The 15,949-nt window shown below is 36.2% G+C and carries 13 protein-coding genes and 2 pseudogenes; 4 read left to right on the forward strand and 11 right to left on the reverse strand.

All coding sequences use genetic code 11. The annotated features are described in order from the left end of the window. Positions 1 to 32 precede the first annotated feature (32 nt). The gene (locus tag AC1FXP_RS01410; protein WP_480058143.1) at positions 33 to 737 is read right to left on the reverse strand and encodes an SAM-dependent methyltransferase; all 705 of its coding nucleotides are present in this window, start codon (positions 735 to 737) and stop codon (positions 33 to 35) included. A gap of 226 nt (positions 738 to 963) precedes the next feature. Here AC1FXP_RS01410 and AC1FXP_RS01415 point away from each other — a divergent pair, with 226 nt between their 5' ends. Then, the gene (locus tag AC1FXP_RS01415) at positions 964 to 1,503 is read left to right on the forward strand and encodes a sigma-70 family RNA polymerase sigma factor (RefSeq protein WP_480058144.1); all 540 of its coding nucleotides are present in this window, start codon (positions 964 to 966) and stop codon (positions 1,501 to 1,503) included. Further along, a complete protein-coding gene (locus AC1FXP_RS01420; protein WP_480058145.1) occupies positions 1,479 to 2,786 on the forward strand; it encodes a DUF4179 domain-containing protein in 1,308 nt (435 codons plus the stop codon). The genes AC1FXP_RS01415 and AC1FXP_RS01420 overlap by 25 nt, the downstream gene beginning before the upstream one ends. An 889-nt stretch (positions 2,787 to 3,675) precedes the next feature. On the opposite strand, the gene AC1FXP_RS01425 is transcribed toward AC1FXP_RS01420, so the two are convergent. The 4 genes and pseudogenes from AC1FXP_RS01425 to AC1FXP_RS01440 form a co-directional block, all read right to left on the reverse strand. Then, positions 3,676 to 4,404 carry a ZIP family metal transporter gene (locus tag AC1FXP_RS01425; RefSeq protein WP_480058146.1) on the reverse strand — a complete coding sequence of 243 codons (729 nt, stop codon included), beginning with the start codon at positions 4,402 to 4,404 and terminating at the stop codon, positions 3,676 to 3,678. 835 nt (positions 4,405 to 5,239) lie between these two features. Then, positions 5,240 to 5,317 carry a YjcZ family sporulation protein gene (locus tag AC1FXP_RS01430; protein ID WP_480058882.1) on the reverse strand — a complete coding sequence of 26 codons (78 nt, stop codon included), beginning with the start codon at positions 5,315 to 5,317 and terminating at the stop codon, positions 5,240 to 5,242. Positions 5,318 to 5,438: 121 nt separating this feature from the next. Further along, positions 5,439 to 5,671, reverse strand: a pseudogene (locus AC1FXP_RS01435) (YmaF family protein); the annotation flags it as partial. 160 nt (positions 5,672 to 5,831) lie between these two features. Next, positions 5,832 to 6,704 carry a polysaccharide deacetylase family protein gene (locus AC1FXP_RS01440; protein WP_480058147.1) on the reverse strand — a complete coding sequence of 291 codons (873 nt, stop codon included), beginning with the start codon at positions 6,702 to 6,704 and terminating at the stop codon, positions 5,832 to 5,834. 214 nt (positions 6,705 to 6,918) lie between these two features. Between AC1FXP_RS01440 and AC1FXP_RS01445 the strand changes: the two genes are divergently transcribed. Beyond that, the gene (locus AC1FXP_RS01445) at positions 6,919 to 7,305 is read left to right on the forward strand and encodes a DUF1284 domain-containing protein (RefSeq protein WP_480058148.1); all 387 of its coding nucleotides are present in this window, start codon (positions 6,919 to 6,921) and stop codon (positions 7,303 to 7,305) included. A 312-nt stretch (positions 7,306 to 7,617) separates the two neighbouring features. Here the strand turns inward: AC1FXP_RS01445 and AC1FXP_RS01450 are convergent, their stop codons facing one another. From AC1FXP_RS01450 to AC1FXP_RS01460, 3 genes and pseudogenes are all read right to left on the reverse strand, one after another. Continuing rightward, on the reverse strand, positions 7,618 to 8,580 hold the full coding sequence (locus AC1FXP_RS01450; protein ID WP_480058149.1) for a pectinesterase family protein: 963 nt from the start codon (positions 8,578 to 8,580) through the stop codon (positions 7,618 to 7,620). A gap of 30 nt (positions 8,581 to 8,610) precedes the next feature. Further along, positions 8,611 to 8,775 (reverse strand): hypothetical protein, encoded by a 165-nt coding sequence (locus AC1FXP_RS01455; protein ID WP_480058150.1) that lies wholly within the window; start codon positions 8,773 to 8,775, stop codon positions 8,611 to 8,613. Between the two features lie 438 nt (positions 8,776 to 9,213). Then, positions 9,214 to 9,552 (reverse strand): annotated as a pseudogene (locus tag AC1FXP_RS01460) (zinc-binding dehydrogenase); the annotation flags it as partial. Positions 9,553 to 9,867: 315 nt separating this feature from the next. On the opposite strand from AC1FXP_RS01460, the gene AC1FXP_RS01465 reads away from it, so the two are divergent. Beyond that, positions 9,868 to 10,863 (forward strand): DUF3231 family protein, encoded by a 996-nt coding sequence (locus AC1FXP_RS01465; RefSeq protein WP_480058151.1) that lies wholly within the window; start codon positions 9,868 to 9,870, stop codon positions 10,861 to 10,863. Between the two features lie 423 nt (positions 10,864 to 11,286). Here AC1FXP_RS01465 and hcp read toward each other — a convergent pair whose 3' ends face one another. The 3 genes from hcp to pflB all read right to left on the reverse strand — a co-directional run bounded on the left by hcp (position 11,287) and on the right by pflB (position 15,832). Then, positions 11,287 to 12,579 (reverse strand): hydroxylamine reductase, encoded by a 1,293-nt coding sequence (gene hcp, locus AC1FXP_RS01470; protein WP_480058152.1) that lies wholly within the window; start codon positions 12,577 to 12,579, stop codon positions 11,287 to 11,289. A gap of 201 nt (positions 12,580 to 12,780) precedes the next feature. Continuing rightward, positions 12,781 to 13,512: a pyruvate formate-lyase-activating protein gene (gene pflA / locus AC1FXP_RS01475; RefSeq protein ID WP_480058153.1), complete on the reverse strand. Its 732-nt coding sequence runs from the start codon at positions 13,510 to 13,512 to the stop codon at positions 12,781 to 12,783. Between the two features lie 94 nt (positions 13,513 to 13,606). Then, complete coding sequence (gene pflB, locus AC1FXP_RS01480) at positions 13,607 to 15,832, reverse strand: formate C-acetyltransferase (RefSeq protein ID WP_480058154.1); 2,226 nt, start codon at positions 15,830 to 15,832, stop codon at positions 13,607 to 13,609. Positions 15,833 to 15,949 lie beyond the last annotated feature (117 nt).

Genomic DNA, 15,949 nt, shown 5'->3' on the forward strand with positions numbered 1-15,949 from the left:
TAGAAGGGCAAGCGAATGCTGCCCTTCTATTGTTACGCTTTATGAATAATCATCATGGAATTTGCATTTTTTTGAAATTCATAAGGGACTTCTTTCTCCACAACAGAATACCCCTTACCTACAAGCACACTTTTTAACTGATCCAAGTGTTCGTAACGTTTCCCTTCCAAATTTACTAAAGGAAAAATCCTTATTTCCTTTTTAGTAACTCGAAGCAACTCATTTATCGTTTCTAAATGAAACTCGTAATCTAAACGATCTCCATACATAAATAGAAAATGTGCAGACAACACAACATCGAACTCATCATTATGAAATGGTAAGGAGGGCAAAGTAACGGGAATATACCGTGCATTATTTTCTTTCATGTCATTCGAACAATCATGTAATGCATTCAGTCTATGATTTCGTAGGGCGTCTACATCTTCAAAATAATCCCAAACGTAGTTCTCCTTTGCCTGCTCCATATGCTTCATCGCATGCTCAACGTCTTGAGTCCCTTTATTTTTCAGGTCCTCACACGCATGATCATAAGCAATATCACAAGCGGTTATATCCAAACCTTTTTTACTTCCCACTGCCGTGAAAGAGCAGACACCAGCCGGACAATCAAGTACCTTTTTTCCCTTTAACTCATCATTGGAAAGGAAAAACATCGCCATATACTCTTCAAATGTTCTCCCAATAAACACAATTCTCTCTAAATCTAACTTTGTACTCTGCTCTACTTGTCTCATCTCTACTCACCTCTATGAAAAGATATACTTCATGTTGATCTTATCACGAAGGTTTATTTACTGGAAGGATTTCTCAAAAATAAACTCGAATGACTTCCTCTTTAAGATTGATCATTGTACAACTTCAGCTATGTAGTAAGCTTAAGAAAGAATATTTTTTATTTATGAAACCTAACATACCACTTATGTATCTAACAAATAGAACACCTAGGAAGGAGCGCCGGTATTGGATCATATAAAGGAAGTCAAGAAAGCCAAAAAGGGAAACGTTTCCTCTTTCGAAAAGCTGATTGTGACGTATAAGGTTACGATGTATCGAGTCGCCAAGACGATTTTATCTCGTGATGAAGACTGTGCAGATGCAATTCAAGAAGCCATTCTCAAAGCCTATCAAAAAATTCATACATTAAGAGAGCCAGCTTATTTCAAAACTTGGTTGGTGCGGATTGTCTTGAATGAGTGTCATCAGTTAAATAGAAATCGAAAGAATCTTGTTTCAATAGAAGAATTAACGGAGCCATATTCAAAGGATCACGGATATGACAAAATTGACCTTGAACAAATGCTCGATTCTCTTCCAAAAGAGCAAAAGCAACTGCTTAAGCTCTATCATCTCGACGACATTTCTATTTATGAATTGTCACTTATCTTTGAAGTACCGGAGAATACGATCAAAACAAGGTTACGTCGCGCAAGAGAAAAAATACGGGAACAGTTAACAAAACATGAGGAGGTTTCGACATGGAAAAATGGGAAAAACAATTAAAAGAAGATGTTAACCCCTCCCTCTCAAAAAGTGTCGATGAGCGAATTGAACGAACACTTCAACAATTACCTCGTAGAAAGAAAAGATCGAAATATTTTATTGGATTAACTGCTGCAATAGTTATCCTTTCGATTTCTTTCGGAGCTTCCTTTTTCTCACCAGCTTTTGCCGATACAATGAAAAGTCTCCCGTTCTTTGGCTCTGCATTTGAATTTGTTGGCGACAAAGGTGTAAAAAAAGGGACAAAAGAAGGTCTAACAACAGAACTTGGAGAGCAAATTGAAGTCGATGGTCAAGTGATTACATTTACTGAAACACTATATGATGGTGGTGAAATTCATATAGGTTATGTAATGGAAACAATAGAAACGGAAGAAAGACCTTATTATCTACAGGATTTTGAAATATTAATTGATGGAAACTATATTGGAAACGTAGGTATGGGAGGAAATGTAAGAAAAATTGAACAAGGCCTTTATGCAGGAACTTTTAATATAAGTGTTCGCGATCATATACCAGATTCATTTGTGCTAGGGATCCGACCTCGTGAAGGAAGATCTTGGTCAGTTGAACTTCCAGTTACATTGCAGGGAAATCATAAAATGTTTATCATAAACGATGCGAAAAAGCGAGCTGATCTTACTATTCTTTATGATAAAATAACATTTTTTCCAACATCTACAGAGATAGATCTTCGCTTAATAATGGAGGAAGAAACTTTTTTTGATGATAAATACATGATGTTAGATTACCAACTAGTCGACGATCAAGGTCGCGTACTGGAACCATTTAGCGGCGGCGGTGGTGGTGGCGGCCCAGAGGGCGGGAAAGTGATTCATACTTTTAAACATTATTTTGAAGCACTTGATCCCCTGCCAAATTCAATTACAATTAAGCCATTTCTCCGTGAAAGAGATGAATCCATTCCAAACATTATAAAGAGAAAATGGCAGGGAGAACAGCTCACCCTTCCTCAAGGAGATATAGGAGAAGTGACTGTATTGGACGTAGTTGAAATAGATGGGGTTTTGACATTAATCTATACGGTAGATGGCGATCATTTATACGAACAAGCAAACGCTATATGGATTGAAGATTCTAAAGGCACCAGATATGATTCTGACCAATCAGCGACACGAGTTGAAGGTACGAACAATAAATTTCAACTTACATTCTCTCATTCATTTCATCAAGAAGAATTCGTTTTAAATACAGTTTTGATGGATTCGCCTAACTTTCTGAAGAAGTTGAAAGTAACGATTGATCTAAACGAAGTTCAATAATATTTAATAAAATTTACTATACAAAAAAGCTCGGTCACCCGAGCTTTTTGTTACTTTGACCGAACAAACTATTTACACATAATAATTCTGTAACAATGATTGTCATTCCCCCATACATAAAAACAATTACACAAATTTTAGTAACTGATGGATATAAGTTCCAAATAACTCTTTATCAATGATAAAATAAGAAATGATATTTACATTTCTTATTTAAGGTGGTGTTCTTCTATGAGTGGTTATGGGATTGGGTTACTTTTATACTTATCTATCATTGGTTTTATCATTTATTTCTTAATTAGCATTCTACGTTTTATGCGCGCAAAAAATCATAATGATATATTACTTCTAAAAAAACTAGACGAGATTTCTAATAAAATTGATAAACTAAATAATAAATAATTAGTTGCTTAGTACTCGGTATGAATTTCATATTTACAGAGGCTCTACTTGCGATTCATGCAGGAGTTCGTATTATCCAAATTAACTTACATATACTTTTAATTATCTCGAAGGGGGAATTTATTATGTTATTTTGGATTAGCATTGCAGTATTAGGAGTAGTCTCTGCGATATGGGCTGCGATATACTTTGTAAAAAACAACGCTCAAAGAAAACGCACCTTAATTCAAATTTGCGGAATAAGTTCAACTATCTTTATTCTTCTATGGTTGTTTACAAAAGTTAATTTTTAAGCTATGTTGAGATGATTTTTCGCATATGCGGGAAATAAAACAAAATAAAAAAGCTTAATCCAGGCGTTTTTATGTTAATTATACTGTGAATTAGTCGTAGATGACCCCCTATGTTTGTTTAGCCAAATAACTAAATTTTCCCCCTTGGAACAGAACCAGTTAAAATTAAGTTGTGCCTTTTTTCAAATTATGAATTACTCAAAATACGTTAAAATCAAAGCAGTTAATAATCCTAAAGCAGACACATACCCCACAATCGGGCCTCCTTCTTCGAAAGCCTCGGGAAGCATGGTTGATGACACCATTGCAAAAATCCCACCTGCGGCAAAAGCGCCAATTGTTGTAATAACTTTTGTTGAAGCAGGATCGATTAACGCATATCCTAAAAGGGCACTTACAGAAGACAAAACCATAACAACTAACCAGAGAAATAAAATTCTCCCTTTTTTATAGCCATCCTTTTTGAAACCTATACTACTTGATAATCCCTCTGGAAAATTACTTATGAAAATGGCAATAACAATAACCCAGCTTACAGACTGGTTTTCAAGCAAACTTACTCCTATAATGACAGACTCAGGAATGGCATCAATAATCGTTCCTATAAAAATAGCCATTCCAGAGTGACTTGAAGGATTTTCTTTTGAGCGTTTCCGCTCCTGTCCTCCTTTTTTGCTTATGATGAGTTCAGCAACAATGAACAATGTTGCGCCAATTAGAAAGCCAAGAGATGGATAAATAATGCCGCCATCTCGAACTGCATCGGACAATAGTTCAAAGGTTGCTGCTCCAATGAGTACACCTGTTCCAAATGCCATCACAAAGGCTGACACTTTGTTAGGAATATCCTTATAAATTCCAAGTAATGCACCTAATACGAGGGATGAACCTGCTACAGCTCCCCACATTACTGCCGAAAACATAGTTACTCTCCTATTCCTTATTGATATAGATTAGAGTAACCAACTTTTCTCATTTATTTCTTCCTTCTTACTGCCTTTTTTAATGAGTTCTTTTTCATTTAATATCGAAAGCCCTATCCGTCTTCCACAAAAATTATTATTGTTTAAATTACATTTTCTTTCCTCGTGAATTCATGTAAATTCTTCTATTGTTGATCAGTCTACGATTAAGAAGAATTTAGAAGGTAACCCTCGTTTAGACTTCGTTCAGATATAAGACAAAAGAGACTTGAATCTATAAAGGTTCAAGTCACCAAAAAAAATATGCCGTTTAGAATTTAGTAATAAATCCTAAAGGCTCAATAAATAAAAAATTTGTCTAGGAAACTGTAACTACTATAAAGTTCCTATAGCCCCAATGAGAATTCCAGCAATAATCCCGATTAATATAGACTTCATTTTAACAAAGTCAAATAACATCTGCCTTCCCCCTCCTTAAGTATTATGAGTCTTACACTTCCGACTATAATATCTTTTCAGACTATTGTAAATATCTATACACAATTGGATAATATTACCTCGGAATTTTACATTTCTAGTTATTTTATTGTGCTACTTCAATTACTATAATGCTAGAATTTTATTCACGCTTTTCAAAAAACAGGAAATAACTTTAATATAGCAATTGTGACAAAACCACACCTTTTATAAAAAAGAGGAATTTAATGTTATGACACTTCGTTATACTTAAGTTCACCTTTTAGGTTTAGCCCAATAGCAGTCTTCTATAATGTTCAAATAAAGAAAAGAGTCAACACAAAAAAATGTTGACTCTTTTCTCCTTACTTAGTAAGTCTTAACAAAACGCTGCTCCAACAATGATTAATAAAATAAACAACACTACAATTAACGCAAAGTTGCTTCCGTAAGACATGTCGTGTCCCTCCTTTCAATAAAAGATACCCTTCTTACTAGATAGTTTATGTTGCGAGATTTTGAGAGACACGGTATTTGTTGAGGGCAATTACTCTATTTTCAATCTATTATTTTGTTGACTATAAACTTGTTCTACCACGATATTTGTGTCTGTGTGGTGTTGGACCATCAATAGAAGTAACCCCACTGAACTCATGATAATGCCCTCCACTAGGGAGAAAAATAGCGGGGCCAGTGACAACCTTTAATCATATGCTTATGTTCAGCATCAAAGCTTGTAAAGGTAAAGTAGCGATGGGTATGTTGCACTCCACTTGGAGCAGGTTCTGTTGTTCCTGTATCGATGATCATGACTGTTATATCAGAATCCCTTGAAATGTGTAAGAATCATTTCTCTATAAATAATAACGAGAACTGATGAACTAATCTAGAGAGTCTTCCACTTTAAATTTAAATAATACAGCTTATCCTTAGAATACGAAAACCGACAGCCTCAGCTGTCGGTTCATTGTTTATCTCGCAAATGGAACATTCAATAATTCAGGTACTGTGACAAATTCGTAGCCTTGTTCTTGTAAAGTTGGGATAATTTGATGAAGCGATTCAATTGTATTCGTTCTATCACCATCCCAATCTGCACCGTCATGCATAAGAATAATCGCTCCTGGATGAACACTATCTAACACATTCGAAGCAATTACTTCTGGTGGATCTTCCTCCCAATCCAATGAATCGACTGTCCAGCCGATAATTAAATATTGCATCTCAGCAAGCTTCTCGACTAATTCATTATATAAAAAGCCATATGGCGGTCGGAATAGGCTTGTTCGATAACCAATAATGTCATTCAGAACATCTTCAGTTCTTGTTACTTCCCTTTCAAGTGTTGGGATATCGGCTTTTTTAACAAGGTTAGGATGGAAATATGTGTGGTTAGCAATGACATGACCTTCATTATTAATACGCTGTACAATTTCTGGATAAGCAATAGCCCTTGACCCCATCAAGAAAAACGTACCTGGTACATTATACTGATTTAAGACATTTAGTACATCCTCAGTAAAACGTGGATCAGGACCATCATCGAAGGTTAAAGCGATCCTGTTTTGATCAGTAGGACCTTGTAAGATAAACGTATCTGGATACCGTTGCTGTAAGATCGTCATATCAACAGGTTGCTGACGATCTCTCTCCGGGTTTTCAGGCCCTCCTCTAAGATCAGGAAAGTCTTCCTTAGGCTTATCTGTCTTGTCTTTTTTCCACCAGAACTGTTGCGACATCTCTCCTGAGCCTGGTTCATTCGCATTAACAGTCATGATATCTGAGGTATGGAAACAAGATAAAAGAACAACAACAAACATCAATTGCAACATTTTCTTTTTCATCTATTCATCTCCTATAAAATAGTAATACAATGTTATTTTTGATAAAAAAGGAAGGATTATTCAATAAATAAAGAAAATAGCCTATATTTTTTGTTTATATATATTAAAAGTTACAGTTGATGTAATATGTTGTGATAAAATGAATATTGTTAACTGATTACATTTATAAGTTGACATAATTAACCTGATTGAACTTAGAACTAGGGGGCGAATTATGTATAAACTACGAGGACATCACCTTTTTTGTCTTTTGGGCTATAGGGGGATGGGCTATTCCCAAGAATACGTGGAAAACATGACCCAGTTGCACCAGACGTTGAGAGAAAAACCCGACACGTGGATCCAGCTTGTAGAAGGTCCAGACGACTTGTGTGAAAAGTATCCGAACTCAGGAGAATATCATTGCCATAGCAAAAATATTTATGAAAAAGACACCGTTATCTTAGCAAAGATGGAGCTTGAAAGCGGGCAAATTGTAAAATGGGAGTACATCGAGTCCTGTATTAGAAAGCATGCCATTCCCTCTGATATAGAAATTATCTGTGAAACTTGTGAGGCCACTGAAAAAGGTATGGTTTTGACCTTTTTCAATGGCCTTTAAGCAATGAGCGGAACCGTTGCTTTGTCTTAAAGCCTGCTATGAGTGGTTTTCTCATAGCAGGCGCGCAACGTGTGGAGCCATTGCTGCTTCCTCGAATCTGCTAAAAAAGACTTTTTCAGTGCCAACGAAACTTGTTCCTGGCGTTCTTTTGGTTTTTGTAAAGAAGGGATTCAAGAGATTCATGAAGGGAAGGGATTACGGGAAGTTAAATAATTCTTTCCCTATTTTTGATTAGTATATATTTTGATAAATGATTTTATACTACTTCGAACTCAAATAGCCGTTTTAATACGTGTCCATCTTTTCTTCCTTTTAGAGTTGATTTTGCCAAATTCCTAATATGTTTTCAATTGAATACTCTTTTGTTTCCTCTTTTGTTAGTCGCTTTGCCCAACTTACTCTTTTATCCATATTCCCACCTGGTCCTTGACTGTTATATTCTGCATAGCATGTTGTTTTTTCTGCTTCATGCTTATTCCAATTATGCCAGCCCTCTTCTTTTATGTGCTCTCCCATCCAGCAATTAATAAATGCTGTTTTCGCATAATTTCTCCACGGTCGTCCTAAATAAACAGAGTTTGGCGCAGCGTTACTTGTTAAATGACAATCAATAAAAACATAACCAAATTTGGTGTCTTCGGGTGTAGATGCAGCAGTGAGATAACCGTTCACATCCATCGATCGATCAAGGCAAAAGATCTCACACTGATGGAAAACACTAATCGCTGAACCAAAAATAAAGTCAACGTCCCCTTCGATATAACAGTTTTTAAAGTAGCTTCTACCTACTTTTCTTTCAAGACCATCTCTAGGACCACCAAAGCTATCCCCCTTCATTGGCTTAGGTGGCAATGGGCCTGTGAACACTGTATCTTGATTACCTAAAAAAGAGCAATTTTCAAATGAAATTTGATCCGCGTCTATATATACAGCTAAAGCTTGTCCAACTATAGATCCGGATCTTGCATGATTTCGAAACGTGACATTCTTTGCTGAAAAATTATCCCCTATAATTAAGCTAGTATAAGATCCGAACGTCCCCATTTCCTCTCCATTCTTTTGTATTTTCCTAGCATAATCTCCAAATGTAATTATGACCTTGTCTCGTCCAGTACCTTCAAGTGTAATATTCGGTTTATCAATAACCAATTTTTCTTTATATACGCCTTCTTTTATTTGAATCGTAATTTTTTCTTTATTTTCAATTGGAATGCTATTTACCGCTGCTTGAATTGTATTAAATTGGCCGGTGTCATCCTGTGCAACAATCATCATCTCATCTCCAAATTTTAAATTGTCATTCTATCAAAATATTTCAGGTAAGGGGCTTGTAGGGGAATCTTGTTCTTTTATTTCTGCTTGAGGTTCTACTGGTGATTCAGCTTGTTGATCAGTATGGTTACAAGCGACCTTGCTCTCCTTAGGGTCCCGATGGTCCGGGTATACCGTTATTTCTTCCCATCGTTTCACTCCTCATTATAAAAGTCCCTCATAATATCAAATTACACACCGATAAATGTGAACATATATTACCTTCATTCTTGAGAAGTCAACTATACTAATACATAACTTGAATTTTTATACGCTTAGGTTATGCTCTTATACATTTCGTTCAAACTAGCATAAGTTAATATAAATGATACCATTAGTAGCAAAATATATTATTAATTTTAGTATGTTTCCGATCTCTATGGACCGCCTATAACTAGTTTTTTCTGGACAAAGGACAAACAGATATGATATCCGTTTGCCCGTCTGTAATCTTCAATCTCTTCACCACCTTAAGTATATATTTCAACACTAACTGCTTATTAGAGTTAATAGGAAAAAGGAGCTGTGTAGTCAACTCCTTTTTCATCGTACTAATTATTCGATACTTTTTTCACTTTATTGGAAATGTAAAAGGCTAATGTGGCTGAGAGACTTATTAAACGTAACAGCTCCAACGCACTCAATTACTAGATCTATTTTTTCGCCACCAAGCGCTTTATTCCAATCTTCATTGCTATCAATCGCTTTATCAGCACCAAGTTCTAGGGCGTACTTACATTTCTCAAACGAACGAGAAGTGACATATACCGTAGCGCCCACAGCTTTTGCAAATTGCAATAAAAATGTTGCTACTCCACTGCCGATTCCAGAGATAAGAACCTTCATTTCTCTGTGTATACGCCCCCTCGTAAACAATACACGATATGCTGTAAGAGCTGCGAGCGATAATACACCAGCTTCTTCCCAAGTTAAATAAGTCATCATTAACATAAGCTTTAAGTTCCCATATTCCTTTTGAAGGCAGTCTCATATTACTAAAATTACATATAATCCCAAACTCATTCTAGCATGGGAAACCTGAATAAACAGAGCAACGCTTTTCAGTTTAAGCATACTCTGTTTCATTCTACCCTTAACTTGAATAAGAAAAAAAGCCACACTCGTGCAGCCGTTCCCATTAGATGGTGCACTTCTTGTTTTGTGCTAAGGGTACGACTTAATATCAATACATTAATTGGTAAAGTATAGGACATAACAATAAAGATAATAACTATTCGGAGGGATTAACCAATGGATAATGATAATGGTCTGATTAACGAATTGACTTCAGCTGAAATTTCTCAGCTATGGGCTACCTATATGAGCGATAGTTCTCAAGTATGCATATTAAGCTATTTTCTAAAAACTGTTGAGGATGCAGAGGTAAAAAAGGTAATCCAGTTTACTAATGATGCTGCAACTATTCATATACAAAAAATTGCAGAGATGTTTAGTGAGGACGGTCGTGTAGTTCCACATGGTTTTAAAGAAAACGAAGATGTGAAACCCACATCACTGAGAATTTATACCGATAACTTTATGATTGAGTATTTACATGAGTTTTCAAAAATTGGTTTAAGGGCTCACGCTACGAACTTATCAGTAGCAGTTAGAAAAGACTGTTCAGAATTTTTTAAGAAGTGTTTAAGCGATTCTGTTAAGCTTTATGAGAGCACTAAGGAACTTATGCTATCAAAGGGGCTTTACGTTCGATCTCCATATATCGAGAAAGAACAGGAAATAGATTATGTAGAACATCAAAATTTTTTGGCTGGATTTTTGGGAGAGAAAAGAGCATTGACAGCTACTGAAATCACTAATTTATTTAATAATTTTCAACGTAATGCTTTTGGAGCAGCAACTCTTATAGGATTTATGCAAATGACAAACTCGAATGATGTGTTAAAATATCTCATTAGAGGAAAAGAGATCGCGGAAAAACATTGTGAAATACTAGGTTCTTACTTAAGAAAGAATGATTTATCCACGTCCAGGTACTGGGATTCTGAGGTGATTGAAAATACACAATCAGTTTTTTCAGATAAGTTGATAATGTACATAGCTAGTGCCCTGACAAGTGTCGGAGCGGCATTCTATGGTCTCGGTATCGGAACTAGCCAACGAAGAGATTTAGGGGCGATGTATAATCGATTCCTAGCCGAAGTGGAATTATATGCTGAGGATGGAGCAAAAATAATGATAAAACACCAATGGCTAGAGTCACCCCCAAAAGTAAAAGAAAACTAGAGCTTTAAGTATCATGTTATATTATTGGCATATGAACTAAAAGAGTACCACTGAACTGCTTTAAGATGATTCTTATGGCAGTTTTTTAGTGTATTATGAAAAATAACAAGTTGCTAATAAAATTAATAACTTTCCTGCTTTTTTCTAATCTTTTTATTTTTCTTTCTTTACTATATCTATTGCTAATGTAAACTATAGCTTTTAGTAGGGTGTATGTATAGAACAAATTCAACAACGCCTAAGCAACACAGATATCGACACAATTATACTATGTAAGCACATGTGAATATTGATATGGAAAAAAGCTTCCCACCAATTCAGTCCATCGATGAAAAGCTTATATTAAATTCTTAATTAAGTGTAGGAAAAACTTTCAGAAAGTACTAAATTGGCCATTTGTAATACTGAGAGTCTTGTTACAAATTAGTTCAACGCTAGCATATCTCGCATATCCTCTTCAGCAGTAGTAATCAGCTTCAAATCAAATGCCTCTTGTAACACGTTCAGAACTCCTGGTGTAATCCACTCTGGTGGTTTTGGACCGATTCGAATGTCTTTGATTCCTAAGCTGAATAAACCAAGTAAGATCGCAACAGCTTTTTGCTCAAACCATGATAAGACAATGCTTACAGGTAACTCATTTACTTCACAGTCAAATGCTTCAGCTAAAGCTAGTGCAATTTTTACTGTCGATACAGAATTGTTACACTGCCCTAGATCAATATAACGAGGAATGGCTGTATCAGCTACCGTTCCAAAATCATAATCATTGAATCGAAACTTTCCACAGGAAGTCGTTAAAATGACCGTATCATTCGGTAGGGATGTTGCTAGTTCACGATAGTATTTGCCTCCAGGCCCTGGAGCGTCACACCCTGCGATAACAAAAAAACGCTGAATTTTTCCTGCTTTGACAGCATTGACAATTTCAGGAGCAATTCCGATTACAGTGTTATGATGGAATCCTGTAGTTAAGACTTCTTCACTCCCCATATCTGCATCAGGTAGTGATAATGCTTTCTCGATTAAAGGTGTAAAATCGTCATTCAAGATTTTTTCTACGCCTTCTAACCCAGCAATATCATACGAGAAGAATCGGTGTGAATAGCTCCCTTTGATTGGCATAACGCAGTTAGTCGTTGCAAGAATGGCTCCAGGAAATTTTTCAAACAAGCGACGTTGATCGAACCATGCTTTCCCAATGTTCCCTTTTAAGTGCGGATATTTCTTGAGTTCAGGGTATCCGTGTGCTGGAAGCATTTCCGAGTGTGTATAAATATTGATTCCTTTCCCATCTGTTTGCTTTAGTAATTCTTCTAATGCAAATAAATTGTGGCCTGTTACAATAATCGCTTTTCCTTCAACTTTGTTCTGGGAAACAGTAATTGGTTCCGGTACACCTAATCTACTTGTATGGGCCTGATCTAATAATTCCATTACTTTGACAGAAGAGCTTCCCACTTTCATCGCCATATCAATATGTTCTTGCATATTAAAATTCGAGTTTGTTAATGTCATATACAAGGCTTCATGTGTTGTAGCATCCACCTCTGGGTCAGAGAATCCTAATTGTCTTGCGTGAGTTGCATAAGCCGCAATTCCTTTTAACGCAAAAACAAGTGTATCTTGCAAACTGGCAATATCTTCATTCTTTCCACAAACGCCTACGATGTTACAGCCCCCTGTTGGTGTTTGCTCGCATTGATGACAAAACATATACTTCCCCTCCAAATTTGAAGTAAAATTTAATCCTTCTATAACAAGTATTTTATATACATATTTAAGGGGGCCGCTGTGACATTGATCACTATTTGAAAATCTTAGCTAAGTTATAATACGGACACTGAGTCTGTTTCACATGAACATATTAAATCATGTAAAAAGCACTCGAACAATGATATTCGAGTGCTTCACATATTATCTACTTCTCAGTAACGTTTTTGCTTCCAATACCGATTCTTCCGTTGGAGGTTCCACATCTTCTAATGTATACTCTAACCCTAGCTCTTTCCATTTATAAACACCTAATTTGTGATAAGGCAATACTTCAACTCTTTCCACATTTTCTAGTTCATCAATAAATAGTCGTAAGCTCTTCAAATCTTCGGCATCATCAGAAATACCTGGGACTAATACATGTCGAACCCAAATTGGGATATTTTTTTTGGAAAGAAACTTAGCAAATTTTAAAATGTGCTCATTTTTCATTCCTGTCAATGCATGATGCTTTTTTGAATCAATATGCTTAATATCTAACAAAATTAAATCTGTCATTGATAATAGTTTATCTAGCTTTCGTAAAAATTCAGGATGTTCTTGGAAACAGCCTCCAGATGAATCAATCGTCGTATGGATCCCTAATTCCTTACATTTTGTAAATAGTTCGATAAGGAAATCGAGGTGAAGCAATGGCTCGCCTCCTGAAACTGTAATTCCTCCACCGCTACTTTCAAAATAAGGCAAATAAGACTTCAAATCATTAACGACCTCATCTACAGTAATGTCTTTTCCTTCACCAATTTTCCACGTATCTGGATTATGACAATATTGACAGCGCAGCAAGCAACCTTGCATAAAAACAATATATCGTAATCCTGGACCATCAACAGTTCCACAAGTTTCTATTGAATGAATTTTTCCAATCATCATTTATCCCTCATTTTCCTAGATAACCAAGGTGACGAAAATTGCCCCCGCTAGTTACTATCATTTTTTTGTTCTTAGCTGGGGGCCATTTAGCATCTTACAGCGATTCGTGGAATGTACGATTAATGACGTCTATTTGTTGGTCACGTGTTAACTTTATGAAGTTAACAGCATAACCTGATACACGAATCGTTAATTGTGGGTACTCTTCTGGATGTTCCATCGCATCAATCAATGTATCACGGTTAAATACATTAATATTTAAATGATGGCCCCCTTGCTTAGCATAACCATCTAAAATTCCCACTAGATTTGCTGTTTGATCTTGATCTTCTTTTCCTAATGCCTTAGGTACGATACTGAACGTATTTGATACACCATCAAGTGAATACTCATATGGAATTTTCGCAACCGATGTAAGTGAAGCAAGAGCTCCTTTTTGATCGCGTCCATGTAGCGGATTTGCACCTGGTGCAAATGGCTCACCAGCTTTTCTTCCATCAGGTGTGTTTCCTGTTTTCTTACCGTATACAACATTACTTGTAATGGTTAAAACAGACATCGTCGCAATTGCATTGCGGTATGTTTTATGCTTTTTCAATTTATTCATAAACGTTTTCACTAATGAAACAGCAATGTCATCTACACGATCATCATTATTTCCATACTTTGGATAATCGCCTTCAATTTCGTAATCAACAGCAATTCCTTGTTCGTCACGAATAACTTTTACTTTCGTATGTTTAATAGCACTTAAACTATCAGCTGTTACAGATAGACCAGCAATTCCACACGCCATTGTGCGAATCACTTCTTTGTCATGAAGAGCCATTTCAATCCGCTCATAACTATACTTATCATGCATGTAGTGGATGACGTTAAGCGTATTCATATATAACTCGGCCAACCAATCCATTACTTTATCAAAGTTTGCAACAACTTTATCATAATCTAGGTATTCATCTGTAATTGGCGATAATGAAGGACCCACTTGCACTTTTAACTTTTCATCAATTCCACCATTAATAGCATACAATAGTGTTTTCGCTAAATTCGCTCGTGCCCCGAAGAACTGCATTTGTTTACCAATTTTCATAGCACTTACACAACAAGCAATTCCATAATCATCACCGTAACTTGCTCTCATGAGATCATCATTTTCGTATTGTATCGAACTTGTTTTAATCGACATGTTTGAGCAATACTCTTTGAAGCCTTTAGGTAACTGGTTGGACCATAATACCGTTAAATTTGGCTCTGGAGCTGGCCCTAAGTTGTCTAATGTATGCAAAAATCGGAATGAATTTTTCGTTACAAGCGGTCTACCGTCTACGCCAACTCCACCAATTGATTCTGTCACCCAAGTAGGATCGCCACTAAACAATTCATTATAATCTGGTGTTCTTGCAAATTTCACTAGACGTAGTTTCATCACGAAATGGTCAACAAGCTCTTGAGCTTCCACTTCCGTTAATGTACCTTCCTGTAAGTCACGTTCTATATAAATGTCTAAGAACGTAGAGACTCGGCCTAAGCTCATCGCTGCTCCATTTTGCTCTTTGATCGCTGCTAAGTAAGCAAAGTATAACCATTGGAAAGCTTCTTTCGCCGTCGTGGCTGGTTGTGAGATATCAAAACCATAAGACGCTGCCATTTCCTTTAATTCCTTAAGTGCTTTAATTTGTTCAGCGATTTCTTCGCGGTCACGAATCACATCTTCTGACATAGTCGAACCAGTTGTATTTAATTCATCTTGTTTTTGTTTAATTAAGAAGTCTACGCCGTAAAGGGCTACTCTTCGGTAATCTCCGATGATTCTTCCTCGTCCGTAAGCATCTGGAAGACCAGTAACAATTCCTGCCTTACGAGCCATCCTCATCTCTGGAGTGTAGGCATCAAACACGCCTTGATTATGTGTTTTACGATATTTCGTAAAGATTTCTTCTACTTCTTGAGATAATGTATATCCGTATGCGTTGCACGAATCAGCAGCCATTCGAATGCCGCCAAATGGTTGCATCGATCTTTTAAAAGGTTCATCTGTTTGCAAACCAACAACTTGTTCTAATTCTTGATTTAAGTATCCTGGCTCATGAGATACGATCGTTGAAACAATTGAAGTATCCATGTTTAACACGCCACCATTTTCGCGTTCTTTTTTACTTAGATCCATTATTTGATCCCATAGCTTACTTGAATGATCTGTTGCTTTTTCTAAGAACTCGTCATTCCCTTCATATAAAACATAGTTACGTTGAATAAAATCTCTTACATCTACATCCTTTTGCCATTTTCCTTGATTGAATGTTCTCCAGTGGTTCATTTACATTCACCCTCACTCTCTACATCTAAAGGTTAATTTTTCACTAAAACAATGTGAATTAATTCACAAGGGAAGGTGTATAGCCATTACACTTAGATCATAAATCTCATCTATACA

It is taken from the genome of Halalkalibacter sp. HAAS-P013 (assembly GCF_056619925.1).